Origin of the sequence: Acetobacterium paludosum, from assembly GCF_008086595.1 — a bacterium.
In the GTDB taxonomy this organism is placed as follows: domain Bacteria; phylum Bacillota; class Clostridia; order Eubacteriales; family Eubacteriaceae; genus Acetobacterium; species Acetobacterium paludosum.
This window is the reverse complement of record NZ_RXYA01000001.1, coordinates 68,353-94,783: the sequence shown is the minus strand read 5'-3', so window position 1 is coordinate 94,783 and position 26,431 is coordinate 68,353. Positions and strand designations below refer to the sequence as shown.

Annotated in this window: 27 protein-coding genes; 11 read left to right on the top strand and 16 right to left on the bottom strand. The window is 39.8% G+C overall.

The genetic code is table 11. From position 1 onward, the window contains the following. Nucleotides 1–62 precede the first annotated feature (62 nt). Complete coding sequence (locus FZC41_RS00430) at nt 63–845, bottom strand: EFR1 family ferrodoxin (RefSeq protein WP_148565420.1); 783 nt, start codon at nt 843–845, stop codon at nt 63–65. A 155-nt stretch (nt 846–1,000) separates the two neighbouring features. Between FZC41_RS00430 and FZC41_RS00425 the strand changes: the two genes are divergently transcribed. Both FZC41_RS00425 and FZC41_RS00420 read left to right on the top strand, forming a co-directional pair. Next, on the top strand, nt 1,001–1,579 hold the full coding sequence (locus tag FZC41_RS00425; protein WP_148565419.1) for a TetR/AcrR family transcriptional regulator: 579 nt from the start codon (nt 1,001–1,003) through the stop codon (nt 1,577–1,579). Between the two features lie 44 nt (nt 1,580–1,623). Beyond that, the gene (locus FZC41_RS00420; protein ID WP_170253792.1) at nt 1,624–1,791 is read left to right on the top strand and encodes a heme-binding protein; all 168 of its coding nucleotides are present in this window, start codon (nt 1,624–1,626) and stop codon (nt 1,789–1,791) included. Nucleotides 1,792–1,955: 164 nt separating this feature from the next. Here FZC41_RS00420 and FZC41_RS00415 read toward each other — a convergent pair whose 3' ends face one another. Next, nucleotides 1,956–2,435, bottom strand: coding sequence for a YbaK/EbsC family protein (locus tag FZC41_RS00415; protein WP_148565418.1), 480 nt, complete (start codon nt 2,433–2,435; stop codon nt 1,956–1,958). Between the two features lie 331 nt (nt 2,436–2,766). Here FZC41_RS00415 and FZC41_RS00410 point away from each other — a divergent pair, with 331 nt between their 5' ends. Together FZC41_RS00410 and FZC41_RS00405 are read left to right on the top strand one after the other, a co-directional pair. Continuing rightward, on the top strand, nt 2,767–3,132 hold the full coding sequence (locus FZC41_RS00410) for a winged helix-turn-helix transcriptional regulator (RefSeq protein WP_148565417.1): 366 nt from the start codon (nt 2,767–2,769) through the stop codon (nt 3,130–3,132). 96 nt (nt 3,133–3,228) lie between these two features. After that, nucleotides 3,229–3,780 (top strand): cysteine hydrolase family protein, encoded by a 552-nt coding sequence (locus tag FZC41_RS00405; RefSeq protein WP_148565416.1) that lies wholly within the window; start codon nt 3,229–3,231, stop codon nt 3,778–3,780. A gap of 234 nt (nt 3,781–4,014) precedes the next feature. On the opposite strand, the gene FZC41_RS00400 is transcribed toward FZC41_RS00405, so the two are convergent. Genes FZC41_RS00400 through FZC41_RS00390 form a run of 3 tightly spaced genes read right to left on the bottom strand, consistent with a single transcriptional unit; the run spans nt 4,015 to nt 6,173 of the window. Then, nucleotides 4,015–4,641, bottom strand: coding sequence for an L-2-amino-thiazoline-4-carboxylic acid hydrolase (locus tag FZC41_RS00400; protein ID WP_148565415.1), 627 nt, complete (start codon nt 4,639–4,641; stop codon nt 4,015–4,017). 18 nt (nt 4,642–4,659) lie between these two features. After that, nucleotides 4,660–5,670: an amidohydrolase family protein gene (locus tag FZC41_RS00395; protein WP_148565414.1), complete on the bottom strand. Its 1,011-nt coding sequence runs from the start codon at nt 5,668–5,670 to the stop codon at nt 4,660–4,662. A 59-nt stretch (nt 5,671–5,729) separates the two neighbouring features. Further along, nucleotides 5,730–6,173: a MarR family winged helix-turn-helix transcriptional regulator gene (locus FZC41_RS00390; protein ID WP_148565413.1), complete on the bottom strand. Its 444-nt coding sequence runs from the start codon at nt 6,171–6,173 to the stop codon at nt 5,730–5,732. A 417-nt stretch (nt 6,174–6,590) separates the two neighbouring features. Here FZC41_RS00390 and FZC41_RS00385 point away from each other — a divergent pair, with 417 nt between their 5' ends. From FZC41_RS00385 to FZC41_RS00365, 5 genes are all read left to right on the top strand, one after another. Then, nucleotides 6,591–7,268 carry a response regulator transcription factor gene (locus tag FZC41_RS00385; RefSeq protein ID WP_148565412.1) on the top strand — a complete coding sequence of 226 codons (678 nt, stop codon included), beginning with the start codon at nt 6,591–6,593 and terminating at the stop codon, nt 7,266–7,268. A gap of 116 nt (nt 7,269–7,384) precedes the next feature. After that, on the top strand, nt 7,385–8,299 hold the full coding sequence (locus FZC41_RS00380) for an ABC transporter ATP-binding protein (RefSeq protein ID WP_148565411.1): 915 nt from the start codon (nt 7,385–7,387) through the stop codon (nt 8,297–8,299). 2 nt (nt 8,300–8,301) lie between these two features. Then, the gene (locus tag FZC41_RS00375; protein WP_148565410.1) at nt 8,302–9,015 is read left to right on the top strand and encodes an ABC transporter permease; all 714 of its coding nucleotides are present in this window, start codon (nt 8,302–8,304) and stop codon (nt 9,013–9,015) included. Nucleotides 9,016–9,026: 11 nt separating this feature from the next. Continuing rightward, nucleotides 9,027–9,809, top strand: coding sequence for an ABC transporter permease subunit (locus tag FZC41_RS00370; protein WP_148565409.1), 783 nt, complete (start codon nt 9,027–9,029; stop codon nt 9,807–9,809). A 27-nt stretch (nt 9,810–9,836) separates the two neighbouring features. Then, nucleotides 9,837–10,769 (top strand): sensor histidine kinase, encoded by a 933-nt coding sequence (locus FZC41_RS00365; protein WP_148565408.1) that lies wholly within the window; start codon nt 9,837–9,839, stop codon nt 10,767–10,769. Between the two features lie 8 nt (nt 10,770–10,777). Here FZC41_RS00365 and aspT read toward each other — a convergent pair whose 3' ends face one another. From aspT to FZC41_RS00350, 3 genes are all read right to left on the bottom strand, one after another. Continuing rightward, entirely contained in the window at nt 10,778–12,442 is a 1,665-nt protein-coding gene (gene aspT / locus FZC41_RS00360) for an aspartate-alanine antiporter (protein WP_148565705.1), read from the bottom strand. Between the two features lie 2 nt (nt 12,443–12,444). Further along, the gene (locus FZC41_RS00355; RefSeq protein WP_148565407.1) at nt 12,445–14,043 is read right to left on the bottom strand and encodes a bifunctional aspartate transaminase/aspartate 4-decarboxylase; all 1,599 of its coding nucleotides are present in this window, start codon (nt 14,041–14,043) and stop codon (nt 12,445–12,447) included. A gap of 370 nt (nt 14,044–14,413) precedes the next feature. Beyond that, nucleotides 14,414–16,060: a glucosyltransferase domain-containing protein gene (locus FZC41_RS00350; RefSeq protein WP_170253791.1), complete on the bottom strand. Its 1,647-nt coding sequence runs from the start codon at nt 16,058–16,060 to the stop codon at nt 14,414–14,416. A gap of 375 nt (nt 16,061–16,435) precedes the next feature. Here FZC41_RS00350 and mutM point away from each other — a divergent pair, with 375 nt between their 5' ends. After that, the gene (mutM, locus tag FZC41_RS00345; RefSeq protein ID WP_148565405.1) at nt 16,436–17,248 is read left to right on the top strand and encodes a DNA-formamidopyrimidine glycosylase; all 813 of its coding nucleotides are present in this window, start codon (nt 16,436–16,438) and stop codon (nt 17,246–17,248) included. 105 nt (nt 17,249–17,353) lie between these two features. On the opposite strand, the gene FZC41_RS00340 is transcribed toward mutM, so the two are convergent. Continuing rightward, nucleotides 17,354–17,770: a hypothetical protein gene (locus FZC41_RS00340; RefSeq protein ID WP_148565404.1), complete on the bottom strand. Its 417-nt coding sequence runs from the start codon at nt 17,768–17,770 to the stop codon at nt 17,354–17,356. A 283-nt stretch (nt 17,771–18,053) separates the two neighbouring features. Between FZC41_RS00340 and FZC41_RS00335 the strand changes: the two genes are divergently transcribed. Then, on the top strand, nt 18,054–19,709 hold the full coding sequence (locus FZC41_RS00335; RefSeq protein ID WP_148565403.1) for a leucine-rich repeat protein: 1,656 nt from the start codon (nt 18,054–18,056) through the stop codon (nt 19,707–19,709). Nucleotides 19,710–19,802: 93 nt separating this feature from the next. On the opposite strand, the gene FZC41_RS00330 is transcribed toward FZC41_RS00335, so the two are convergent. The 7 genes from FZC41_RS00330 to FZC41_RS00300 form a co-directional block, all read right to left on the bottom strand. Then, on the bottom strand, nt 19,803–20,588 hold the full coding sequence (locus FZC41_RS00330; protein ID WP_148565402.1) for an ABC transporter permease: 786 nt from the start codon (nt 20,586–20,588) through the stop codon (nt 19,803–19,805). A 9-nt stretch (nt 20,589–20,597) separates the two neighbouring features. After that, a complete protein-coding gene (locus tag FZC41_RS00325; protein ID WP_148565401.1) occupies nt 20,598–21,503 on the bottom strand; it encodes an ABC transporter ATP-binding protein in 906 nt (301 codons plus the stop codon). Nucleotides 21,504–21,657: 154 nt separating this feature from the next. After that, nucleotides 21,658–22,026, bottom strand: coding sequence for an HsmA family protein (locus FZC41_RS00320; RefSeq protein ID WP_148565400.1), 369 nt, complete (start codon nt 22,024–22,026; stop codon nt 21,658–21,660). A gap of 425 nt (nt 22,027–22,451) precedes the next feature. Next, on the bottom strand, nt 22,452–23,243 hold the full coding sequence (locus FZC41_RS00315) for a TspO/MBR family protein (RefSeq protein ID WP_148565399.1): 792 nt from the start codon (nt 23,241–23,243) through the stop codon (nt 22,452–22,454). Between the two features lie 237 nt (nt 23,244–23,480). Continuing rightward, nucleotides 23,481–24,446: a DUF1848 domain-containing protein gene (locus FZC41_RS00310; RefSeq protein WP_148565398.1), complete on the bottom strand. Its 966-nt coding sequence runs from the start codon at nt 24,444–24,446 to the stop codon at nt 23,481–23,483. A gap of 598 nt (nt 24,447–25,044) precedes the next feature. Next, nucleotides 25,045–26,085 carry a hypothetical protein gene (locus FZC41_RS00305; protein ID WP_148565397.1) on the bottom strand — a complete coding sequence of 347 codons (1,041 nt, stop codon included), beginning with the start codon at nt 26,083–26,085 and terminating at the stop codon, nt 25,045–25,047. A 123-nt stretch (nt 26,086–26,208) separates the two neighbouring features. Beyond that, on the bottom strand, nt 26,209–26,430 hold the full coding sequence (locus FZC41_RS00300; RefSeq protein WP_148565396.1) for a hypothetical protein: 222 nt from the start codon (nt 26,428–26,430) through the stop codon (nt 26,209–26,211). Between the last annotated feature and the right edge of the window lies 1 nt (nt 26,431).

Genomic DNA, 26,431 nt, shown 5'->3' with positions numbered 1-26,431 from the left:
ATGAAGAAGTCTATATTTTAAAGCAGCATAGCGGCCCCATCATCAATACGCTATATCCTTTGTTATCTTTGAAAGAGATCCTGTCTCTTAACATCTAAATGATGATACCTTTTTCGCTTCGCTGCTTTTCCTTGATAATCAATGGCATGATTCTGACACCACTGAATACACCCCATACATTGATTACAATGATCTCCAAAGGTTATTTTCCCATCCGTCAACGAAATGTTCCCTACCGGGCAGATCTTTAAACAAGCCTCACAAGCACTACATTTATCGCTTACCTTAAACTGTTTTCCGATCATCGCATAATTTGCGATTGAGTGCTGCACTGCTGCTTCGTATTTTGTTTTGTAGAAAATCCCCTTTCCGAGCGGTTTTCTTTTCCGACCATTTTTAATATCCAGTGCCATTTTATGAATTTTTTTATATGATTGCTTTATGAAAAATTTCTGGTACCACATTGGAAATGAACCATAAGAAAGAATATAGCTCCCCGAAAGCATTACCATGTATTCCAAATCGACTTCTTTTTTGCTGTTATATACCTGTTTTCGCATGTCTTGAATCGCAAGTCCGCGGTTTCCTCCACATCCGGCGATCAAAAATACTTTTTGTTTTTCATTATAGCTAACATCCTTCATACATTCTTCTACATAAGGTGGAACATGTGAAAAATAACTTGGTGCCGTAAATCCTACCCACTCATATTCATCCGAAATCATCTTGTTCTGCACCAATTCACTCATCGGCAATACCGTGGTTTCTCCTAATTCTTTGGCAAGCTGTTTGGCAATTGCCAAATTATTTCCGGTTCCACTAAAATAATAAATTACACTTTTCATATGTCCACTCCCATGTTTTGAAATATTTTATCGATTATTTCAAAACAATGATATATCATCAAACTTATGTTGTCAATATTATTTGAAATAAATCTATTTATATTTCAAAACATGTTCTATAATAATATTAAGAATAACAAAAAGGAGTTTTCACGATGGAGCCTTATCCCAATAAATACGAAACCAGAACAAACCAAAAAAAGACAGCTATTATTTCAGCTGCCAAGGAACTATTTCAGAAAAAAGGATTTGCAAATTCAAGTGTTAAAGAAATTGCCGCTATTGCTCATGTATCCCAGGTGTCGATTTACAATTACTTCGGCAGCAAAGATGCGCTTGTCATTGAATGCGCAAAATCTATTATCCAAGATATCATCGACAAAGCCTCCGCACTCCTTGCTACCGATCTGCCTTATCTTGATAAGCTAAATACCGCACTTTCACTATGCACAGCAGATATCAATGCTTCGCTCACTACCTATCTCACTGAATCTGCCCTGGCCGATAAAAGCTTTATAAAACTTCTATCCGATGGCATTAGCGAATTACTAAACGATCTATATCTTCACTTTATCGAAGCTGGAAAAAGCGAAGGCTACATTGACCCTGCTCTTCCGACGCCGCTAATCCTTAAATATATTTCTGCGGTTAACACCATCGATCTTCCTCCGGAAAGCTATCATGAAGAAATTAATGCCCTCCATCAAATGTTTTTACATGGAATTTTGAAATAAACATTCAGAAATCTTTATTTCTTAAATATGAAAATAGGAAATTTTTGCGGGGGCGTTTTGAGCTAAACGATCCAGATAAAAGTGCTCTAAATGTCAGCGGATTTAATCAGATTTTTGATTATATCCGCTGGAACAATTCGAAACGAGAGAAAATTGCAATGACTGTACCGGTGTTCAATGAACTGTTGATTGATGTGGAAAAGACAATCTAAAAAACCAATCTCCATTAAAGCAAGTGAAAAATTATGCCAGAGCTACCAGTACAGTGGGGATTGTCGATCTGGTCAAACGCCAGAAAACTTCAGTGTCCGAGAAAAGGTAGTCACAAAAAAACGGGGAATGCAGGATTTTTGCGGCCCGCAGGGCCAGTGGATACTCATGAGACCGGTTGCCAGTCCTTACACAGATCAAACCAGCCGGAACTGTTAGAATATTTTTCCAGTTCCTCTATTGTCAGTTCAATGGCACTATTACTGCTTCCGCAGGCAGGAAAGACCGTATCAAATCGTTTCAGTGAATCATCCAGATAGATATCCACATTGCTATTGACTGCAAAGGGGCATACGCCGCCAATACCATGTCCAACAAGGTGATCGACCTCTTCTGGCGAAAGCATTTTTGCCTTCATTTTAAAATGAGCTTTAAATTTTGAATTGTCGATTTTGGCATCACCGGCCGCCACTACGAGCACACATTTTTCCTTCAGTTTAAAGGACAAGGTTTTGGCTATTCGTTCTGGGGCACAACCTACAGCTTTCGCCGCCAGTTCCACCGTTGCCGATGAGGTCTGGAATTCCAGGATTCGTGTTTCAATATTCCATTGTTTAAAATAATCTCTTACTTTTTCTATTGCCATTTAAATTTACTCCTGTTCTGATGAAATGGGATCCATTTATTGTCCTTCCAATTTTATCATAAATGTTTTTTGATTCAAAGTACTACTTGTCACATTCTGTCTGTTCTTGCATTAGCTGGCAATTTTCTTTTAAGTTTGTTTTACTTGCTTTGCAAATTTATCCGAGATCTCAAAATTAGCAACAATGAATTCATCGATTTCAGAAAACATGGGGACTTTTTGTTTATCACATTCCCAAAAATCTCTAAAATTTTGCGTAACAGAAACACCTTGGGAATTAACATGGTACAATAAGCTAAAACCTTTATTCCAAAATGACAGGGAGTTTTAAATGAAACTCCGCAATGATTACACCTGCCCCCTTGAGATTGTCCATGACATTATCAAAGGCAAATGGAAGACAATTATCATTTTTCAAATGAGATCCGGTTCTGTTTCTCTTTCTCAACTGGAGAAAAGTATCGAAGGCATCAGTCAAAAGATGCTCTTGCAACAATTAAATGAGCTTCGCCATTTTGGCCTTATCAACAAAGAAAGCGCTCCGGGTTATCCGCTTCATGTTGATTATTATCTGACCGAACGAGGCAAGCGAATCCTCAAAGCGGTTGAAATTATGCAGGAAATTGGAATTGAGTATATGGTTGAACACCACCTGACCGATATCTTAGATCAAAAGAATATCGGCTATCTGAAATAATTGACCTGATTAGTTTTACTGATACCCACCAAAAAGTGGGTAATTTACCTCCTGTTCAATCTGAATTATACTTTAAAAAAACAGGAGGTTTATGAAATGAAAAAAGCACTCATATTAATTGATATCCAAAATGATTATTTTAGCGGTGGGCGTTTTGAGCTAAACGATCCAGACAAAACTGCTCTAAATGCCAAAAATGTTTTAACCTATTTTAGGAAAAAAGATCTCCCCATCTTTCATGTGCAACATGTGAATTTAAGGGACGATGCACCTTTTTTTATCGCCGCCACTGAGGGTGTCAAAATCAATCCGCAAGTAGCTCCCTTTCCTGGTGAACCAATCATTATCAAACACACCCCGGATAGTTTCTTCAATACCGATTTGCTTCCACTACTGAGGGAATTGGATATAAAAAAGTTGGTGATTTGCGGAATGATGAGTCATCTGTGCGTTGATACAACAGTTCGTTCGGCCAAAAGACTGGGCTTTGAAATTGAATTATTGAGCGACGCCTGTACCACCAGAGATTTACTTTGGGAAAATGCTCTGATCCCTGCTGAAGTGGTCCACACTGCTTTTATGGCTGCCTTACAAAATACCTTTGCTGATGTGAAGAATACTTCAGATTTCATCAAGTCTGATTCCTAATTACACACCACGAGAAACGACTCCCTTGTGTTCCATAATTTCAAAACACCCATGATTTAACTCACGGGTGTTTTGAATTCAAAGTACTACTTGTTGCAACATACCTGTCCCGGCATTAGTCGACAATTCTATTTTAATTTAGGTTTACTTGATTTGCAAATTTAGCTGAGATCCCGTGTGAAAAAGGTCACATTCTAACTAAGAACCAAGAGATAAAATTTTAGTTTGAAACAGCTAGTCCATATTTGTGCATATAAAAATACAATGTTGCCTTCCTTCTATTATTGTATTACCAATTCCACTTCTATGGAAATGAACCTTGTCTGGTAAATACGCATTAAAAACAACATTGTCAATTGCACACATCACCGTAGTAAGCTCTGGCATACCAAGCCTAGAAAATTCATCTTTAAACATACAGTTATGTACATGAAATTCATAATTTTTATTGTTTTGCTCTATAATCTCCATTCGATTTAACTGAGTAGGCCCTTCTTTATTAGTCCTTTGCTGATAATTAATTAAATTCTCAAATGTATGCTTATCCTCTACATATCTAAAATTACCCATTTGCATAGCAAGGCCTACAGGTAAAAATGATGCCTTAACTAAGGATAATGCTTTTTCACTCTCCATATCATTTTTCAATTCACTATAAAGCGCTGCAACCATTGAAACAATATTTATAAATTCAGCCGAAAACTGTGGATTTTCTTGTGATATTTTTTTCACTATTTTTTTTCTTGATTCCATGGTTTTTTTCATAAAATCATCAGCGTCATCAAGATAACCTTTTAACACCCCAAGTATAATAAGTGGAACTTCTGGTTTTGCAGACTTGTCAATATTGGTTTTGATCATATCAAATTTCTCCTTCTTCTACGTTATTTTAAACAATTCTTTTGCATTATTGTAAAATATCTTTTCAATATCTTCTTCAGGCAAACCTAACTCTAAAATTAAATTGGCAACGAATTTTGCTTCAACAAAAGGTGAGTCGCTACCAAACATCATTTTATTAACTCCGCCCATTTTATTAATAACAAATTTAAGCGTATCTGTAGAAAAATTATTACAGTCAGTAAAAACATTTTTCAGATACTCACTAGGAGCTTTTTTTATATTACCAACAAAAAACTCTGGAAATCTACTTACTTGAATATCTATTCTATCAATTAAAAAAGGAAGTAATGACCATGCGTGAGGACATACTACTTTTAAATTTGGTAATTCTTCAAATAATCCACTTAGGATTAATTTCATCATTGTCATTGCATCATCAAACCAATATCCCATTAAAGGACCCATCATATAGGCCTTATAATCTTTGTTAATTGGTGAACCAGGATGAAGTATAAGTGGTATATCATTTTCTTCAAGTATTTTAAAAACAGGTCTAAAAGAAACGTCATCTATCCCCACACCGCCTTTTGCATAAGGGTAAACTTGTAGACCTACAAAATTCAATTCATCAATACATCGTTTAAGTTCTTTGATAGAATCTTCCATATTTCCATAACCTAAATTTGCAATTCCACGAAAACGGTCTGGATAGCAGGATACAATTTCGGAAATCCCATCATTTGAAATTTTAGCTAATCGATCGGCCTCTTTTCCATCTGATATATTATCTGGACCCGGAGGGCTTAATGTCAATATAGTCATATCGATACCAACTTCATCCATTTCTTTTAATTTGGCATTAATATCAACGCCACTCTTTTTAGTATGATATGGTAATTTATCATATTCAGAACCATGTATAATCCACTTATCATCTGTTATCTTTTCTGCCATAGGATAGTCATTACGTTTAGAAACCTCATCCATCCATTTCTCTGGGAGAAAATGAGATTGCACATCAATAATTTTATATTTTTTATTCATCATCTAAAACCTCCGTTAAATATTTTTTAGTAGCTAAAATATATAGCTTTTAAAACGCCCCATTAATTATGGGGCCAATTATTTATTAACTTATCAAGAAATGTATTTATTATTTCAATTTTATCATCTTCAAGACTGTCAATATATTGGTTTAATTTTTTATAAACTTCTTTATGGTGCTTATCATGACCCAAATTAGCTATTTCCCCCTTATCTGTCAAACGATAGTATACCTCTTTTTTATTACTCACTGTATTATATTGATCAACAAGTCCCTTCTTTTTAAGCTTACTAGTTATTTGTGTCACAGCACCATTTGTTATCCCCAATATATTCGATAATTCACTGGCATTAACATTTGCATGATTCTTTATCGCTTCAATAGTATGAATCTCAGATTGATGTAATATATGCCCAGTTCCATAATCTCTAGGAATTTTATTTGATTGATTAATTTTATTTAATAATTTAATTATCTTTTCAAATATTTCAATATGTCTTTCCATAAGCACCTCCTTGTAATTATTTTATAGCTACTAAAGTATTTTGTCAAGTTTATATTTTAGTAACTAAACATTTTTATACAAAAGGGGCGATTCTTTCGTGTCAAAATATTAAACGCCAAAACTAATTCCAGTTAACCGTTCCAGTTGGCTAATCGACAAACATTTGACTTTGCAGATTTTTATTATCTAATCTCACACTTGGACAGTACGTTTGCCCCCAAAACTCACTGACCCTTTGAAAAAAATTCTGACCATACGCACACATAAGTCTCCAGAAAGAAAAGTAACATGTCAGTGTGACCATCAAACGTCTACTGGAAAAAAATGAGCAACAGGATTATAATGAATTGACTCAACAAAAGAAACTGTCGTTTGTTAGAGAATTGTATCATTTAAATAAAGCTGGGAGGTAATAACATGACGAATATTTTAGTGATCGAAGATGATAATGAAATCAATCGTCTATTGTGTAATATTCTAAGTGAAAATCAGTATCATTGTGTATCTGAATATTCTGGCAAACACGCTTATCAAACGCTGAAAAACAGAAGCTTTGATATGGTGCTGCTGGATTTAATGCTTCCTGAAATTCCGGGTGAAGAATTGCTGGCAAACCTTCGTCGATTCTCCAAGGTACCGGTTATTATCATCTCTGCCAAGGATGAAATGACTGTAAAGGTTGATATGCTCCGAACCGGTGCGGACGATTACATTACAAAACCGTTCGACAACAATGAGGTGTTGGCAAGAGTCGAAAGCAATTTACGACGCAGTCAAGGTTTTACCTCTTCACGCCTTTCCGTAGGTCTTTTAGTTTTTGATACGGAAACGAATGTATGTAACCTATCTGGAAAGCCAATTTCTCTGACTGGAACGGAAATGAAAATTCTCAGATTGCTCATGGAAAATCCCCAGAAACTATTCACGAAAGCCAACCTGTTTACAAGTGTGTGGGATGAACCATATAGCTATGATGACAACGCAATTAATACCCATATTAGTAATCTAAGACGCAAACTGAAATCTGTCTGCCCCGACCAGGAGTTTATCGAAACGGTTTGGGGAATCGGATACAAACTGATCGAGTCTAAATAAAATTGCCTGTTTTCGTGATCCATGGGAACAGGCAATTTCTTTAGAAACTCTTATGATTCTCCTTAGAAATAATTACGAATTGCATTTTATAATAGAAAGCAAAGGAGATGAAATTAATGGAAGAATCTATATTTGAAGCAAAAAACCTTACAAAAAAGTATCGGGGGACCATGGCACTTGATTGCGTAAATCTAACTCTGCGACGCGGTGAAATTTATGGTTTTATTGGTGAAAACGGTGCGGGAAAAACCACAATGATACGCTTGATCACCGGTCTTTCCTTTCCAACTGACGGGAAAATGACACTGTTTGGAAAATCCGGAGCAAAGGAATTGCAGAAACAGCGTGCCCGTATTGGGTGTATGGTGGAAACGCCCGCGCTTTATAAAAACATGACGGCTCAACAGAATTTGGAGGCTCAGCGCATTCAGCGCGGAATTCCTGACAAGGAATGTATCCAGGAAACATTGAAGCTGGTTGGCTTGACAGATACCGGAAAAAAAGCCGTGCGCCATTTTTCCCTTGGAATGCGTCAGCGACTTGGCATTGCGATGGCTTTATTGAATGATCCGGAATTTTTAATTTTAGACGAACCGATTAACGGCCTTGATCCATCCGGTATTGTTGAAATAAGGAAACTGATGAAACGGCTGAATCGGGAGCGTGGAATCACGTTGCTTGTTTCCAGTCATGTTCTCAGTGAACTGTATCAAACGGCAACACAATATATCCTATTGCATCAGGGCCACGTACTAGAGGAATTAACACAACAAGAACTGGATGAAAAATGCAAACGGCATATCGCCATAAAAACAAATGATGCCACTAAAACAACAACTGTATTGGAAAGCACCTTACATACTGCGCACTTTCAGGTTATGCCGGATGGAGTCGTACGATTGTATGATAATCTGGACAACATGGAAGATGTGGCACGCGTGCTTTCACAAGCGGGACTTTTGGTAACCGGTCTCAGCCTCGCCGGAGACAGCCTTGAAGATTATTTTCTGCACCGAATTGAGGGCGAGTAAACATGGGTAAACTTTTACATGTTGAATGGTATAAACTCGTCCGCGATAAAATTTACTGGATACTGCTGGCTATCATCGTGCTTGTCAATTTGATTATCTTATCCGGCGGTCAGCAATTTAGTCTGTCGGGTTACTCTTTTTCAAAAAATATTATGCAAAAAGAAATTATAACAATTATGATGGCAAGTATTTACGGTGGACTGTTTGTCGGCAGAGATTTTGAAGATTGTACCTTGTATCATGAAATAACGGCGGGAAGAAGTCGTATAGAGGTACTTTCGGCCAAGATCATTGTTTTTTTGTTAGCATTAAATGGTCTTATTCTGATATTTCCGATGCTGGGTATTATCTACTGCACGTTAAAAAATGGCTGGGGTATCCCTTTTACTGCCGGAATGCAATTTTATCTACTTTTTGTGTTTACAGCATTAATGTTACTCAACTGCGCCATTGGTATGATATCTATGCTTGCGGCGGTCTGTTTTCGCGACGTTGGCCGAACTATTGGTATTCCAATAATTCTATTTTTTATTATGATTATGCTGCTGAATGGTAAATACGCCATTCAATATGCACACTTTCTGCCTATTGGTATGATGGCTCTCGTTACAAACGGCACCGTTCTCCCTGTCTATGGGATGCTGTTGGGAAGCGTTTGGAGCGCTGTTTTATTTATGCTATCTGCATTAGTATTCTGCCGGGCGGAACTGCGTTGAGGAGAAGAGAAATGAGCAATTTATTAAAATATGAATGGTATGAACTGCGGCACAATTTGATTTTTTGGCTAACCTTGATTATTCCGTGTGCCTTTGGACTCATTATGTTTGGTCCTGATTACTTGAGAAACGATCCCATGGTGCCGGATATTCCGCATAACATACAGGGAATTTTTATGGCTACAGCGGCGGATGGCATCTTACCATTTTTGATTATTACGGGTGCATTTACAGCGATGCTTTTTGGTCAGCAGTTTTCCAACCGAGTCATTGATCACGAGATTTCCGCCGGGCACAGTCGGGCAGCTATTTATACAAGTCGGTGTATTGTAGGCTTTATCGTGCCAAACTTGGCAATTCTATTGGCACTGCTGCTTGGCTGCATACGCTGTTTCTTCTCCCTTCCATTGCCTTCCACTCAGTCTATCTCGTATTTTATACGAACAATTGCAATGCTTTCGCTGCTGAATTTTTCACTTATTTCAATTTGCATTTTTTTTGTGATGTTATTCCGGGATACCGCAAAGTCAATGGCCGTTTCCGCACTCTTTCTATTGATTATTTGCTGGTTTATGGCAGGGTTATTGCAGACAGCCAATCTAGTACCTGGAACTGCTTATACGAATACACCTGGTCTTGCCTTGCTTTTTCATCCGGCCTATTTGATCCGACATGTGCTGAGACCCCACCTGACTTTAGGGGAAGGGTTAGCAGCAATAGCTGTGGCGGTCGGCTGGACAACGCTATTTTTAGGTGGTGGTTATTGCGTATTCCGCAGATGTGAATTAAAATAAGATGTTATAAAAGAAGGCGGTGATCGAATGATTTGGATATTAATTGCTACATGTATTACAACGGTTATGTTCGGCGTCCGCCTTTTTCGCATCAAACAGCAGCTTCGCAAGATCACAACACAACTGCATGATCGCACAAGCGGCAGTACCGAGAAAAAAGTTACGGTTTCATTGATTGACAACGATTTAAACAAACTTGCCGCCGCCATCAATCGCAATTTAAAGCTGCAAAAAAGTCTCCGAATTGAAGTGCGACGCAATGATCTTCAACTAAAAGATTCCATTGCAAATCTCAGTCATGATTTGCGAACTCCATTGACCTCTATTCTAGGCTATTTGCAATTGTCTCGGAATCCTGAATGTCCAGTGGAAAAGCGTGAAGATTATCTAAAAACTGTGGATGACAAAGCGCATGCGTTAAAAGCTATGATAAACAGTCTTTACGAACTGTCTGTATTGGATGTTAATGAAACGCTGCTTAATGAAGAAAAATTCGACCTAAATATATTGGTAACCGATGTTTTAGTGGGACAATACGAGCTGTTTCAGAAGCACGGAATTAGTCTTCAGGTAAACCTTCCTGATTATCCAATTTGGATATCCGGCGATCACGTTGCCTGTACCCGGATTGTGCAGAACTTGCTTAACAATACAATACTTTATGCCAATGAAAAAGCCGACATTGTTTTGACAAAAGAAGATGCCTACGCAATCCTGTCAATCCGTAATCCTGCGCCGAATCTATCACAAGATGATATTGATCATTTGTTTGACCGTTTTTATACCGCGGATAAATCCAGAAAAAGCAGTGGCACCGGTTTAGGACTTTATATCGTAAAAACATTATTGACGAAAATGAAGGGTAAAATCGTTGGCATTTCTTTAAATAATCAAATTCTCTGTATCGAAGTTGGATTTATATTGGCTGCCAGTTTCGATTGTTTGGATATCGCGAAGTAGGGATACAATTACATCAATAGTACGATGATCAACGGTCCCAGGATAGTCAGTAAAATATTGCCGACGGCATATTCCGGAGTGTAACTTATGGCAAAAATACTGCTACCCGTCTCATCAGTCATTGCATTTAGGCCTGCCGTGATGGTTCCACCCCCACATTGTCCGCCGATGATATCAATGGCATCCAGCTTAAGAACGTATTTTCCAAAATAAAGGGAAATAATATGAGGTACGATCGAGATCACTGCCCCAATGATCAGCACAGTAAAACCCATGGATTGTATTGCCGCAACAAAGCTCGCCCCTGCGGTAATCCCAACAACTGCAATGAAAGTATTCAAACCCGCACTCTTTAAAAACCAACGTGCAGATGCCGGAATTTGACCAAAATTGGGATGACGTGACTGATACCATCCAAAGAACAGGCCCAGGAATAACACGCCGCCTCCGGCTCCCAGGGTAATGGGGATATTGTAAACAATCAACGTAAGCATTCCCACCAGTAAACCAATAATGATGCCAGTAGACATGAAACTCACATCAGTATCAATACCGGTATTTCGGGCATAACCAAATTCCTTAACGACTTTGTTCAGTGCATTCATCGGCCCCACAAGACGGATAGTATCACCTTTTCTCATATTGTGGATATCCTCTAATGGATGTCCAGCCCTCAAAGCAGATACGATTATAATATTATTGGCACTACAATCATCAATATGCGATTGCTGAAAGACCTTTGTGAGAACAATATCCTGCCGTTGTAAAATAATATTGAGATATTTCTTTTCCGCCGTTTCCTGAAGGTGGGCTTCTTCAAACTCAACCATACTCAGTAAATCACCAATGAGGGTGATGACATCTCCTTCCCTAAATTGGAAGTCCTGTGATACCTCCACTTCTAGGCCCTCCCGAAATATCTTTTCAAAGGTCAAGCGATAATCGTACTGTTTTTCAATACCCGAAACTGTTTTTCCAATATAGACAGATCCTTCGCCAATATTAAAGGCTCGCATTTTTATGGTATTGATAATCGTCTTTTCCGACGAATCAAGTTTATAGTTGATGCTTTCAACTTTTTTCTTGGTTGCTTCCTTCAGATCCACACCCAGAAGTTTCGGTGCGATATTTTTAAGGAAAATAACGACACCGATCGTCCCAAAAACATAGGTTAAGGCATAAGCCACAGCAACCTGTGCCTCCATCGCATTCTTATCAGCTTGGCTTAGACCTGGAAGGTTCAGGATTGCGGAAGAAGATGTTCCGATAATCGCCGAGTGGGTAAGTGCTCCCGCTACGATCCCCGCACCTTCGCCCGGGCTCACGCCAAAGGTCTTAAACAGAATCAGGGCAATTGTAAATGAACAGGCTGAAAAAAAGACAGAATGAATAATAAGCTTGATCCCCGACTTTTTCAAGCTGGAAAAAAAAGCTGGTCCAACCTCATAGCCGATGGTGAAAATGAAAAGATTGAAGAAAATATCTTTGATAACTGGGGAGATATCAAAGATTCCTGCTTGGCCAACAATCAATCCAATAACCAACGTTCCCACCGTTGCACCCAAGCTAAAGGACTTTACCCTTAATTTTCCGATGGCATAACCCAAGGCTAGACATATGAAAATAGAAAATACGACATTATTAATTAAAAATTCACTCAATGCCTTTAGCACAATCAATGACCTTCTTCCAATGATGTCTTCATTTTATCATCATATTCTTTTAGTAATTCTATAATGCGCTTGGCAATCTTGGGGTAAGCATCGTCTGCTAGGTTCGCTTGTGACACTCGCAATGTTCCTGGAGTAGCCGCAAAACCCACCCCTTCCATAATGACCAGCCCTTCTTCCTTGGCAAGGTTCAACAAGAAATCGATCTCTTCAAAGTTTTTTCGAATATAGGTAGCCAAATTCTCACCATACAAACGCTCTGCTAAATTATAAATATCAATAAGCGCATAGTACTTCGCATTTTCACGGGTGTTATCCTCTTTAATGCCCAAGCCTTCAAAAAGGTTATGATACCGCTTAGCCACAATTTCCTTGGTAGATTCGATATAATTATCACCATCATGGCAGACCAGATGAGTCAGGGAGAATAATGCCATCATCGCCTGTTGCGGTGTCGACAATCCCGAGGTATGATAAAGGCCGATGGAACGGCTATCCGCGGTCAGTCGCTCAATAAAAGGAAATGACCGTGGCTCCATGGTCACAATGCTATAATCCTTATCCAGAACCTTCAATTTTTCTTCAGGCAGACGGGCAATCAAATCATCAAAGACATTCTGCTTGTTCATGGCGATGCAGCCAGTGCGCCAGCCCGTAGCCCCATAAAGTTTTGAGTATGAATACACCAGCAAGGTATTATATGGTGCAACCGCATAAACAGTTTGAAAGCCATCTACGAAGGTCCCGTAGACATCATCCGTGATGATAATCAAATCACGACGTTTTTCGCATATTTCTTTAATCCGTTTTAAAAGTTTGCTATCCAATGCCCGTGATGCCGGGTTGGAAGGGTTCACCAAAAAAAATGCTTTGATGCTCTCGTCCTCCAGAATATCCAGTGCACCCAAGGGAATCTCCCAATCATTGTCTTCACGCGCTTCCAGATCCACCTCAACCATTTTATAATTCGTCAATTTGGGAATCTGTAAATAAGGGGTGAAAATGGGCATGTTTATAGCAATTCGGTCGCCCTCTTGAATCAAGCCATTCTTCTTAAGGGAATTAAAGATATAACAAATGGCAGCCGTTCCCCCTTCTGTCGGAAAGACCTGAGTGGAATCCGCTAAAGAAACACCATTATAAAGGGTGTCTTGCAGATATACATTGATAATCTTTTCTATGTTGACCAAACAACGGGAGGGTACAGGATAGTTGTTTCCGATGATGGCATCCGTGAACTCTTTCACCAAGGCATCCCGATCAATGTCCAGTACATCGACACCATAATCAATGAAGGTTTGAATGAACGCGTCTTCCTTCTGGCTGAGATCCAAAAAATCATTCAATCTGCCACTTATTCCATCCAGTGTTGTGTATCCCGCCAGATTGCCTTCAAGCATGGTGCGTTCAGACTCCTTCACACCAAAAGCCATAAACCGAGTAAAAGCCAGCCGTGCCTGGGTATTAATCCAATTCGGATTTCCACGTCCGGCATTCAGAAAACTATTATGGTTTTCATTGTTTTTTGCTACCTTCAACATCTTTGATGCAATTTCAAATGCCCCTAGTTGTTCCAACTTTTTTTCATATTGATTCGTGTTCATGTCGTTCTCCAATTCTACGTGCACAGCACGATGTGTTGCGGTCAAGCATTTTTTTTAATACCTTAACCGATGTTTTCGACAATCGTTTCGGCAATTGATGCCTCACCGGACGACGCTACTAAATTTAACCGGCAGCCGGTTGCTTAATCTGCTGTCATAGATCCCGCCATGATCATGCTTAACAATCTTTTTCTAAGCATTTTCACTCCTCTTACTATAAGCTTAGTCCTTAAGATATTTTTTTACAAGTGCATTTTGCAGAAAGTTGCAAGTAAAAACACCCTTGAGTATCATTTTACTCAAGGGTGTTTTATTCAAAGTGCTATTTATTGTAACCATGTCAGTCCTTGCATAAGCAGACAATTTTATTTTAATTTAATTTGACTTGATTTTCAAATTTTTCCGTAATCCCAAAATTCACCACAATAAATTCATCCGTTTCAAAAATAGAGCCATTTTTCGGCCACTGCGGCTTATCTTTTGCCAGTGGTAATGCTTCTTCCCGCATCGTGTAATTATCAGCCTTGAAGTCGTACCCCAAATCTTTAAAAAACTTGTGCGCTTCAGAAACATTGTTTTCAAAATTCCAGCCGACCGCCCAGTCTAAAAAACTATCGCCATTGGATTGAACATATTTGTATGCATATTTGCCGTCCGGTACAATCCCGGTCAGGTTCATATAGAGTTTTCCAGCCAGACTGGTTTTTTCTGCTGAGGTATACTGGTTGATATTATCCGATAACTTATAATCACCCAAGAAAACCACCGGTTTGTTCAAATCGTAATTTGAACGTATTTCCGCGGCAACCTGGTTGACCACATTGACCTCTTCCTCATACCGCATATAATCAACATAAAACCATTTGTTGATATCATTTAACTGCCAAATTAGTACGATGCAAAGAACTACAACAAATGCTCTTTTTATTTCGATTCTGAACTTGCCTTCTTCTACAAACTGCAACAAAAGCATAAAAACAAAGGCTGTAAAAACACTAAAAACCGAACATGCCCGGTATGGGGTTTCAATTCCCTGGAAAATCGTTAAAGAAAACAAACTCACGATGCTGCCCAAATATAAAGCCGCAATTGTTAATGACCGGTATTTGAATCCCTGCCAGAACATCAAAATAAGTGTTGCTCCGATTGTGATCAGCAAAATGGTGATTGGCAGATAGACGAGCGCATTGTAAAAAAAGCTCAGGGTCACGCCCCTAAACAGCTTTGGCAGGTTTTCCATAAAGCCCTGATCCCAATGAATTTCCTTAGATGCATTAATGCTTGTGCCCAGCTGAAGGATGATCCTTAAACTCATATCGATAAGAAAGCGGAAAATGATGCCGATGATTAACGGGATCACAAAGTATACGCCCCGTGAAAATACATCTTTAAATTTTCTGCTATCGTCACTGTATAAAAACCGCAATATCAATATGGCAAAGATTCCAAACAAATAGACAACTGCAAATGATTCATAAAGCGATAACGTCAAAGCTATTAAAAAGGAAGCCAAAATATATAGTCCCGGCTTGTTCAGCTTTTTGGTGTCGCTTAATAAAACAAATAATATAAAGGGGATCATCGCATGTCCAAGGCCGATTTCAAAATCAGAGCCCATATAAATAAATATTTCGGTAATCAGCGGATATGAAACAAAAAAACACGCAAAGAAAATATATACAATTAATTTTAATTTATCGCCGGAAACCTTTTTGAATAACGAACACCACAATACCGCTGCCGCAACCAGGCACAGTATCGCAAGAAAGTCCAGCACAAACGGCCTGAAGTTGTAAATTCCCAATATTTTATCGATAAACACCTGAAAAAAACGCCCCTGTCTCAGCAACTCGTTTTGCCGATAATAATAATCCATCGCCGTGTCATCGACACTCATACTTGGATGCGTTAATGTGAATCCGTAACTCATGATTGTAACCAGCAGCAATGGAATCATAACCCATTTGCTATTCAGGAAATATTTTACATTTTCTTTTAATTCTTTTAAATTAACCATCGTTGTCTCCATTTAAATTTCTTTTTGAATATTACTATGTCGAGATATCATTGTCAATCAATATTTCAATTTTCTGTTTCTCCAATAACCAAAATGCACTCGCAAAAGACAAGGCACTATTTTGTTTGTAGTTTTTCACAGCTTTCAAACCGTCACTTAATGTGATGTATCTTTTTCATTTGCAGCAATGGTTTCAGTTGGTGTATACTCGAGGTGGATACCGCAAGAAACAGTCTTAAATAGTATTTTCTCAATAAATGTCGAAAATTTTATAAATTAATGATTGCGAATTATATATTTATAGATACCGATACTTCAGATATTCATGGAAAAGACTAATGAAAAATTAGTATCCATTAAAGCAGGTGAAAAGTTATGCCAGAACTACCAGAAGTCGAAACCGTTCGTCGAACGTTAAAGAACTTTATTATTGGAAAAGAAATTCAGGACATCCGTGTTCATTACGATAAGATCATCACCGGCGATACAAATAATTTTGTAGCATCGTTAACAGGCCAAACTATTCGGGATATCGACCGGGTGGGAAAGTATTTAATCTTTATTTTAGATAGCCAAGCGTTTATTTCTCATTTGCGGATGGAAGGCAAATATAATATTGTAGCCGCTTCAAAGCCCCTTAACAAGCATGAACATCTTACCTTTGCATTTAGTGATGGCACTGAATTACGCTATCAGGACATTCGTAAATTTGGTCGTTTAGAACTGGTGAACAAAGAAACCTATCATCAGGATTTACCACTTTCCAAACTTGGTCCCGAACCATGGGATGCCGATTCTAAAGCGATCTACTCAAAAATACATAAGAGCAGTCTGCCGATTAAAACATTATTACTCGATCAAAGCATTATGACTGGAATTGGCAATATCTACGCCAATGAAATCTGTTTTCGAATAAAAATGCATCCCGCCACACCAGGGAAACGGGTCAGTAAAAAGCGAGTAGCCGAATTAATCACCGTATCAAAAGAAATTCTGGAGCAGGCCATTGCCCAGGGCGGAACAACGATTCATTCTTTTGACGCCAATGGCATTACCGGCTTGTTTCAGGTCCAGTTACAAGTCCATATGCAAAAAGTTTGTCCGGTATGCCATGGGGCAATAACGAAAGAAATGGTTCGTGGCAGAGGTACCTATTATTGTCAAGAGTGCCAAAAAAAGAAGGGGTAATCGCCGGTTTGGGGCAATAATGAATATCTTTCACCTAAAAAGCGCTCCTAATGAATACAAAAAAAGCAGCTGGGAAACAGTATCTGTTTGGTCAGCCGTTTTTTTTTATGGTTTAATCAATCGATATTCGCTTGTACTTTTTGCAACAAGAACCGTCAGATTGAGCTGGCTGTTAATTTCCTGAACAATTTTATTGATGGCTTCGTCATCAGCGCCATAGATTATGCAGTTGATGGTGTTTTCATCTACAATCAGAGCTCCCACATAATAGCTGCCGTTTGAAATGGTAATGGTGACCCCGCTGACGGATTCAAGAATTGTTTTTTTGATCGCTTCTTTTGCTGTTTCTGTTTCCAAAATCTGTTTTCCGGTAGTGGCGTCATTGAGTCCGATCAGCAGTTCATAACGGTTCGCTTTTTCAAGATTTAACGGATTTGATGAGGCATCCGAGTTTGAACTGCAGGCAGTGACACTAAATAATGACAGAACGATGAGGCAGAGGACAAGGGCTTTCTTTTTCAAAGTTTTTCTCCTTACAACAATAAAATTTCAGGCGTTTGCAAAACTGCCGCGAGCTTTATATTTACCTGATAATGAAACTTTGAGGATATTGATCTGCTTTCAATTGCTTTAGTATCATAACATAAAATCGTGGAAAAATAAAGATCCAAAGGATTGAACCGGATGTAAAAACCGGTCCAGAAGAACCGTTTAATTCGTTCATTATCGGGTAAAGTGATGATATAAGGACAGTAGATCTTCAGCAGTTCGATCCCTTGATTAGAATGATAAAGGAGGTTTTACCATGAAACGAAGCGGAAAAAAATTGTTCAGCCTTTTGATCACGGTCATGATGTTGACAACCCTTGCTCCCATGGCCGCCAATGCGGAAGAAGGGTCCGATGCTCCGGCAACGGTCGAAAATTCAGCTGCCGAACTCCAAAGTCCGGATGTCAACTCATCGCTTACCACGGAGGCAGTCGGCGAGATTTTGTTGCAGCAACAAGGTGAGGAAACCGTCACGGCCAACAGCGTCAGCGGAGACTACATCTATACGGATATTGTTGGTGGCGCACGAATCGATTCCTATACCGGATCCGGCGGACATGTGGATATCCCGGAAGCGCTCAACGGCAAAGTGGTGAAAGAAATCGGGATGGATGCATTCAACGGCTGCACCGGACTTACTGATGTGACCATTCCGGATACTGTAATCAGTCTTGGTCTTCGTTCCTTTTACAATTGTCCCAATCTGGAATCGGTATTTCTGGGAAACGGCATCACCAGTATCGGCAATGGCTCTTTCTGGGGCGGACATGCGCTGAAAACACTGATCATCCCTGCCAGCGTAACCAGCATCGGCTATGCCGCTTTTAACGGATGCACCGCCCTGTTGAGTATCAATATTCCGGCCAGTGTGACATCAATAGCTGATGCTGTTTTTGGCGGATGTACCCTGCTCACTATCCACGGCGTCACCGGATCCACCGCCCAGACCTATGCATCGTCAAAAGGCATAACATTTGCGGCAATGACCGCATCCAATGTGGACTGCTACTACACAACCCACGTCCAGAATATGGGCTGGATGTCAAGCTGCAAAAATGGTGCCATCAGCGGAACCTTCGGTCAATCTCTGCGACTGGAAGGGATTCGGATTTTAATCGACAACAGCGAAGTCAACGCGAGCATTCAGTATCAGACGCATATTCAGGACATTGGCTGGCAGGATTGGGTGACCAATGGAGCTACCAGCGGAACTACGGGTCAATCCCTAAGACTCGAGGGCATCCGCATCCGGCTCACCGGCGTGGATGCCGGAAATTATGATGTTTACTATCGAGTCCATGCTCAGGACTATGGCTGGTTGGACTGGGCGAGAAATGGAGCCAGTGCAGGAACCGAGGGGCTTTCTCTCCGGCTTGAAGCTATTCAGATTGTGATTGTTCCGGCTGATTCCGCAGCACCGGGCCTCACCGCCCGTCCCTTTGTGTCTGCCGATGTGGCCTGCACCTATCGTACCCATATTCAGAATATCGGCTGGCAGGATTGGAAAACTAAAGGCGATCTCAGCGGAACCACGGGTTTGGGACTGCGACTGGAAGCCATTCAAATCGTCGCCAATGACAACGCCATGATTTTCGACGTTGCCTATCGCACTCAGATTGAAAATATCGGCTGGCAGGACTGGAAACACGCTGGCCAAGTCAGCGGAACCAGCGGCGAGAGTTTGCGGCTAGAAGCCATTGAGCTCTCTCTTTACGGGGAGGATGCTGAGCTTTATGATGTCTACTACCAGGTTCATGCCCAGAACTTCGGCTGGCTGGACTGGGCGAAGAACGGTGAAAGCGCCGGGACCGAAGGGTTCGGTTATCGCCTGGAAGGCATCCGCATCCTGGTGTTGACCAAAGGGCAACCAGCACCGGGACCGACCACCACACCGTTTCTCATCAATATCTAGAAGGATCATGACTTATGGGGACATGGCTATTTTCATAGCCATGTCCCCATAAAAATAAAACAGACCAAGCCAGAGTCACAAATCCACGGATAATTATACGGTTTTTATTCCAATCCCCTTCTTAAAGATATAAGAGGCACTCAGAAAAGAGCCAAGAATTAAAACCACGGTGATGATGATTTGAACCTGAATGTTTCCTTCATACACTCCGATGAAAGCAAACCGAGCGACATTTACCAAGGGATAAATTGGGTTGATATATTTGATTGCCGCCAGCAAACCAGGCAATTTGGAAATTTCAAAAAACACCCCACCTAAATAGGCCAGAGGGGTAATGACAATTGCCAAAACAAAATTCATTTTTTCAAAATTATCAAAAATCAATCCGCAGATTAAACCAAGCGAGGCAAAAACAAACGATGTTGCGGTCAGGGATAAAACAAAAAAAACAGGATATTCGATTTCATACCCGACAAAAAATATTGTTGCCGCATAGGTCAGCAATCCGACTAAAACCCCTCTAAAGACCCCGCCAAAGACAAATGCAAGAATTTTTTCGGCGTTGGAAATAGGGTAACTGTTTAAATCCTGAATGGTGTTTTGAAATTTTTGGGATATGATTGAGAATGCCGGGTTCTGAAAGGCGGCAAAAATAGCCCCCATTGAAGCTAAACCAGGCACTAGGAAATGCAGATAATTAACCCCATCGATCCCAACCTGTCGGGTCTGAAGCATTCCCCCGAAAATCGCCAAATACAGCATGTTCGAAATCAGCGGGGCTAAAACGGTCTGTACCGGCACCTTCATAAAACGATGAATTTCCCGATTCAAAAGCGTTGTAAAGCCGGTTCTGTTATAAAATATAATACGTTTCTTCATGTTCATCTCCTAATGACTGATCAGTTTTAAATAGATTTCTTCAAGTTTTGGTTTTTCCACAAAAATATTGGTAAACTCCAACTTTTTATCAGTTATCATTCGGAAAACTTTTGATAAATCTTTTTTTTGAACTTTTAGTTTCAAACTTGTTTTTTCCTCTATTTGGGGATCATAACCTTTTAAAAATTCCAAGTCAGCCAGATTCAATTCGTGATCAAAATGCAATTCAATCCTAACTTCATCCGAAAATGAATCCATCAGCTGTTCCTTGGGTTCATCCGCAACAATCTTTCCATCATCGATAATCACAATCCGATTGCAGAGTATTTCCGCTTCTTCCAGATAATGGGTTGTCAGGATGATGGTTGTTCCTGACTGATGCAGCTTGATCAGAAACTCATACAAGGTGTGCCGCATCTCAATATCGACTCCGGCAGTGGGCTCATCCAAAATCAGAATTTTAGGCTGATGAACCAGTGCCTTGGCAATTAAAAATCGTCTTCGCATCCCGCCTGAAAGATCCCTTAACCGGGCATTTCTTTTGTCCTTTAAATAAAGAGCCTCCAGCAGTTCATCAATATAGTCATCATTATTTTTTATTCCGAAATATCCCGATTGATTTTTCAAGGCCTCGTCAACGGTAAATACAAAATCATACCCGGTATCCTGAGGAACAATCCCGATTATTTTTTTAGTTTCAAGTTCATTCTTATCAATACTATATTGGCCAATTTTCACGATTCCCTGTGTTTTTTTGACATTACCCGCCAGGATATTAATCAACGTACTTTTACCTGCACCATTTTGTCCCAGGAGCGCTGTAAATTCTCCCTCTTCAATCTTTAAACTGATATTTTTTAAGGCTTCTTTATTTCCTCTCTGATAGGTTTTTGATAGATTGCTAATCTCCAGCATACACTTCCTCCATTTTTCTTTACACACAAAAAACATCACCAACGTTTGAAAGGGTTTGGCTCCACCATAATACGCCCGGCCCTTTCAAACGTTGCAATGTTTATATCCAGCCCGACGGGCTGAAACCGGTTCAGCAAGATTTCACAATAAAATATTATCTTGTCATACCAAATATAGCACCCGAAACAAATGGGATCAGCCAGATAATCCAAACAATAATACTTAATTTGTGGAAGTTTGCCTTGGCTTTTTCATCATTCTTTACTAGTACCACGGTTGCCCAGAGTGCATGGAAAAGCATTAAAACAATTGCCAGCAGCCCGGTAATACCATGGAAATTAAGCACAAATCCGCTGGCAGCAATTTTATTCATAATTGTTGTTCCGGTCGTATCAAATGCCAACCCTATATAAAACATGACTAAATGCCATTTTTTAAGCCGGCCTTGAATTTTTTCACTCCAAACCCCTATTGTATAAAATACTAGCGCTAATGTAATTGTTATTATTGCATAAATCAACATAAAAAATACCTCCTCATTTTTAAATGAACTGTGTTCATTTAATGATATTTACCTGACTCTGTCAACATAATATTTTAAAATTTATTCGCACTTATTTTTTAACACTCTAAATCGACAGACATATTCGCCCTCCCAACGCCGGAGGAACGCTTAACTTAATGCCGGCCGATATTGAGATTGGAACTACGCACAACTTAAAATCAGGACCACTGGCTCAGCCGATGGTCCTGAATAGCCCCTATAAGCGGCTGGTAGCGGTAACTCCTGTAGGGCGATGAAAATATTAATCCCCCAGCGGTGCTGGGGAGACTAGAGTAAACGGAAGTGTAACGTATATCATAAAAAAGCCTCCTATGATTAAGATAATACTGGTGTCGTAAGCCAATATTAAAAAATAGGAGGCGGTCCCTCAAAAACATTTAAATTTATTTTCTCGAAATATCCGGCATCAGTCGATATTGATTTTTAATAAACTGAAAACCTGCGATTCCGATTAAAAAAACGATGCCCACTAAAGTTGCAATGGGTAAATATTGAAATTGTCCCTGAAAGCCTTCCGGTGCCATTAGATACTGATAGATTCCAAAATATCCCCAGGCAATGGGCAGCGGAAAGATAACATTCTTGATGCTTAACGTGATGACCGCCGCCAACACTACGGCCATAGCCGCCACGATAATCCCCCAATATTCCGGCATGATGCCAAATCCTCCCCATTCAATCATGACCAACCATGCCGCTGTGTTGACAACCGTTGCGATCAGAAGCCATCCTGCATACATCCCAAAAGCCGCCGGTAGCAGCCAGCGCTTTCCGGTCTGAATTTTTCCGATTTGTTTGACAATCAAGCTCAATGTGATGGCAAAGCCAAAAATCAAAACGACCGATAAACCGATCCAGGTATAGGAAAAGCTGATAATCCACAGCATATTGAAGCCGCAGGATAACCAGAAAAGATAAGCACTGCGGTCAATCGCACTGCCATAATAATCATCCTTGTTTTTAACGATCATCACAACCAGGGCGCTGATCAATAGGGCATAGATGACACCCCAGATGCTGAAAGTAAAGGGAGCCGGCGTAATTAATGTCATATACCGATCTGAAACAGCTTTCTGCGACAGTCCATTGAAAAATCCGAATGCTCCCAATCCGTTAATGACCAACGTACTCGCTAATAGAATCAAACTGATCCATGCCTTTGTTAAACGATTCATATCATTCACCTCATTCATATATTTATTGTCTATATACCAACTTTTCTGTGAATTATTCAGCGCCTCAATGATATGATCCGCCATGTCAAAATACGATTATAATATGGATCTGTAGATTATGCAGAAGTTCTGAAAAAAAGAGGGAAGTCAAATGCAATGCCCTGAATGATTTTCGGCTGTTTCACAATGGCTGATATAAATTATTATCGTTTTCTGAGAAATACTTGGCTTTTCATCTCAGTTTCCGATAGGATCTGCTACACACCAATTTTTGTCAAATAGCGACAGCTGGCCATCCAAATAGGACTCCTGCCGGGCTTTCTTGATGATATCGCCGGCCATAGCGTGGCCGATCAGAAATGGGGAGTCGGGGTCGTGGTTGGCCATGTTGTGTTTGACGGTCTGCATATCGTGATTGGCATAGCAGTAGCGGCAGCCGTGGCCGCAGGTATTGTAGGCCCCGATATCGCTGCCCAGCAGACAGTTACAGCCTTCCCGGCTGGTATGGCGGTTCTTCGGCACCTTCAGGCTGGATCCAATGGCCCGCTCCAGAACCCCTGGGGTCATGCAGCCGGAACAGTCCACTCCGAATTTTTCCAGATCCGTCCCTTCGAAACAGGTGCGGATCTGCATCCCCTGACTTCGGGCAATTTTTGAAAATTCCCTGCCGATGACTTCCCGGTCTTCTGCGGACACTTCCCGAACTCCTTCAAAATTCCGCTTGGTTTTTCTGTACAGATCGATAAAGCTGATCACACAGTGATCGGTATAGCCGTTGAGGTTTGCTGCCATCCGCTCAAAACTGTCCAGATGAAAATCCAGCGAGTAGCGTTCCGAAATAAAAATCGGGTCATAGCGCCACCCCACCGACTTTATACCCACCGCATCCGACAGCCGCTTGAAGGCCTCCATGACTTGCTCCTGATCCGGCACATGGGGTTCAATGTCTCGGCCATAAGGAGTGATGGTCACAAACCAGAACTGTTTGAAGGCGCTGATTTCAGACAGGCGATCAAACATCGGGGCCGGGTTTTTGGTGCAAAATGCCAAACAATCCACCAGTTCTGGACTCAGACGATACCGGATGACCTGCTGGGGATAGTAGGGATTACGGACCAGCACAAAACCCGCCCGGATGCGATTGTAAAACCATTCACTGTAGTATGCCGGGATATCGGTGCGATTGCCGGTGTTTAAAATCATCGCTGCTCCTTTCTGAACGTTGCTCGTGCCAAAAATGAAACTGCCCTGAGCTTTGTGAGCCATTTTGCACGACACAATTTCGACACGATCTGGCGGTCCGTGCAGAAAAGCCGCTACAGATACTCGACCCGATTGCGTCCCTGTTTCTTGGCCAGATAGAGGGCATCATCAAGGCCCCAATCTCGGCCAGATCCAGGCTGTTGACCAAGGACATAGCCAAAGAAAATAAAGCCGGGTTGTTGTCCATATTCATCAAAGCAACGGTGAACGCGGTCACCAACGATTCGATTACAGAACACCGGCAGCTGTATTCTATGAAAATACAACATTGGCTGCCTAATCATAACGCGAAAGGAGATTTATCTAAAAAATTCTAATTTCGTGTCTTAACAAGCGTGTACATTATTGTTTCTCTTTCCAAATGCAATTCGATTATTTTCATTATAGAATATCTCTGTGTAAATTGATAGGCGATATTTTCAGTTTTAAGATCGGATATCGCCCAAAATAATGAATCGGGCATAATAAAAGAGACATTCAGAAAAAATACCATTGTTTTTTCCTGAATGTCTCTTTTATTGAAGACCACTTATGAATATTATACTTCCTTCTTTTTTATCGCTTGTTCTCTAATCAACCTGGTATCTTCATTTGTTAAACTGATATCACTGAAGTTTCTTTTGAAAAGAAGGTCAGCATCCTCTATTTCATACTTCAATATATTCATTGTATTTTTCATGCTTTCAGAAATTTTATCAATATTTCGTTGATATTTTTGCGAATAAACATCGGATCTTGATTCGAATTCTGAACTCATTTTATTCAATTTCAATTTTGTTTTGATGTTAACTGCTCTTAATTCTTCATTCTTTTCGTTAGATTTCCATAAATTCACTGTCAATCTTTTATTCTGATTAGCTAAAATATTATTTTCAACCAACAATGTATTTCTCTCTTTGATAACAATTTTGTATTGTTCCTGCAAATCTTTATTCTCTGAAAATAGCGCACCCTTTTCATGGGTTGCTTCATTTTGCTCGCGTAGACCTTTCTTTTCAAAAGGCAATAAACGCTTTTCCTGTATTGCTTCTTCATATTGTTTTTTTAATTTCTCGTTTTCTGCCAACAACTCGTTTCTTTCTTGTACATCTTTCTCATATTTCTTCATTTTATTTTCATTTTCGGCAAGAAGTTTTTCATAATGATCTTCTGTCACATTGCCTTTAGCATAATTTTCAAGCTCACCATTCAGATCTTCAACCATTAATTCCAGCTGTTTCAGCTGATCCTTAAGATCAGCACATTCCTGTTCAGAAATTTTTTGTTCATTCAATTCGTTCTTCAATTGCTGATTTTGAGCTTCCATCTCAATTTTTGAATTCTTACACATATTGAACATTTCCCCATATAGGTCGCGTTCCTGTTTTAGCTTTGTTGTTATGGACACGAATTCATCTATTTTAAAATTACATGATTCTTCAGCATCATGCAATTTTACCGTCAATGATTCGATGTATTCTGTAACCTGTTTAACGTTATAACCACCAAATAATTCCTTTTTAAATAGCGCTTCACTATCCTTTACCTGTGATTCGTCTCTCAATTCACTTAATGCTAATTGGACTGAATTTTGAGTCATTTCATTTGCCTCCTTGAAAGATACATCCAGAGCAAGTGATCAAAACTTAATCCGAATGTTTTTTTAATTTCGCCTTTTTGTTTAGATCAATAAATCAATGTATGTTTTTTTATAATATTGCCCTCATCCAGTTACTGCCAGACAAACAGAAATCATCACTTGCAGGTACGAAATCACAGGGGCCATATTCATTCCGGTTATCGCAACTTGACAAATAATCGTTGCACCAAACAAAAAAAGGCTAATGCCTATTTTCAGCCACTCCGTATACTTTTTTTCCACAGCCATCGTTTCAACAACAAAACAAAGGTTTTCGATGTCTGTATTGATTCTATTTGTCTGCATG

What these genes read in the sequence shown, in the direction of transcription:
- FZC41_RS00355 (WP_148565407.1), bottom strand. Translation starts at nt 14,043, where the DNA reads ATGAACACGAATCAATATGAAAAAAAGTTGGAACAACTAGGGGCATTT.
- FZC41_RS00365 (WP_148565408.1), top strand. Translation starts at nt 9,837, where the DNA reads ATGATTTGGATATTAATTGCTACATGTATTACAACGGTTATGTTCGGC.
- FZC41_RS00330 (WP_148565402.1), bottom strand. Translation starts at nt 20,588, where the DNA reads ATGAAGAAACGTATTATATTTTATAACAGAACCGGCTTTACAACGCTT.
- FZC41_RS00400 (WP_148565415.1), bottom strand. Translation starts at nt 4,641, where the DNA reads ATGATCAAAACCAATATTGACAAGTCTGCAAAACCAGAAGTTCCACTT.
- FZC41_RS00370 (WP_148565409.1), top strand. Translation starts at nt 9,027, where the DNA reads ATGAGCAATTTATTAAAATATGAATGGTATGAACTGCGGCACAATTTG.
- FZC41_RS00320 (WP_148565400.1), bottom strand. Translation starts at nt 22,026, where the DNA reads ATGTTGATTTATGCAATAATAACAATTACATTAGCGCTAGTATTTTAT.
- FZC41_RS00390 (WP_148565413.1), bottom strand. Translation starts at nt 6,173, where the DNA reads ATGGAAAGACATATTGAAATATTTGAAAAGATAATTAAATTATTAAAT.
- FZC41_RS00415 (WP_148565418.1), bottom strand. Translation starts at nt 2,435, where the DNA reads ATGGCAATAGAAAAAGTAAGAGATTATTTTAAACAATGGAATATTGAA.
- FZC41_RS00350 (WP_170253791.1), bottom strand. Translation starts at nt 16,060, where the DNA reads ATGGTTAATTTAAAAGAATTAAAAGAAAATGTAAAATATTTCCTGAAT.
- FZC41_RS00405 (WP_148565416.1), top strand. Translation starts at nt 3,229, where the DNA reads ATGAAAAAAGCACTCATATTAATTGATATCCAAAATGATTATTTTAGC.
- mutM (WP_148565405.1), top strand. Translation starts at nt 16,436, where the DNA reads ATGCCAGAACTACCAGAAGTCGAAACCGTTCGTCGAACGTTAAAGAAC.
- FZC41_RS00395 (WP_148565414.1), bottom strand. Translation starts at nt 5,670, where the DNA reads ATGATGAATAAAAAATATAAAATTATTGATGTGCAATCTCATTTTCTC.
- FZC41_RS00300 (WP_148565396.1), bottom strand. Translation starts at nt 26,430, where the DNA reads ATGCAGACAAATAGAATCAATACAGACATCGAAAACCTTTGTTTTGTT.
- FZC41_RS00375 (WP_148565410.1), top strand. Translation starts at nt 8,302, where the DNA reads ATGGGTAAACTTTTACATGTTGAATGGTATAAACTCGTCCGCGATAAA.
- FZC41_RS00425 (WP_148565419.1), top strand. Translation starts at nt 1,001, where the DNA reads ATGGAGCCTTATCCCAATAAATACGAAACCAGAACAAACCAAAAAAAG.
- FZC41_RS00380 (WP_148565411.1), top strand. Translation starts at nt 7,385, where the DNA reads ATGGAAGAATCTATATTTGAAGCAAAAAACCTTACAAAAAAGTATCGG.
- FZC41_RS00335 (WP_148565403.1), top strand. Translation starts at nt 18,054, where the DNA reads ATGAAACGAAGCGGAAAAAAATTGTTCAGCCTTTTGATCACGGTCATG.
- FZC41_RS00385 (WP_148565412.1), top strand. Translation starts at nt 6,591, where the DNA reads ATGACGAATATTTTAGTGATCGAAGATGATAATGAAATCAATCGTCTA.
- FZC41_RS00410 (WP_148565417.1), top strand. Translation starts at nt 2,767, where the DNA reads ATGAAACTCCGCAATGATTACACCTGCCCCCTTGAGATTGTCCATGAC.
- FZC41_RS00305 (WP_148565397.1), bottom strand. Translation starts at nt 26,085, where the DNA reads ATGACTCAAAATTCAGTCCAATTAGCATTAAGTGAATTGAGAGACGAA.
- FZC41_RS00310 (WP_148565398.1), bottom strand. Translation starts at nt 24,446, where the DNA reads ATGATTTTAAACACCGGCAATCGCACCGATATCCCGGCATACTACAGT.
- FZC41_RS00315 (WP_148565399.1), bottom strand. Translation starts at nt 23,243, where the DNA reads ATGAATCGTTTAACAAAGGCATGGATCAGTTTGATTCTATTAGCGAGT.
- FZC41_RS00325 (WP_148565401.1), bottom strand. Translation starts at nt 21,503, where the DNA reads ATGCTGGAGATTAGCAATCTATCAAAAACCTATCAGAGAGGAAATAAA.
- FZC41_RS00430 (WP_148565420.1), bottom strand. Translation starts at nt 845, where the DNA reads ATGAAAAGTGTAATTTATTATTTTAGTGGAACCGGAAATAATTTGGCA.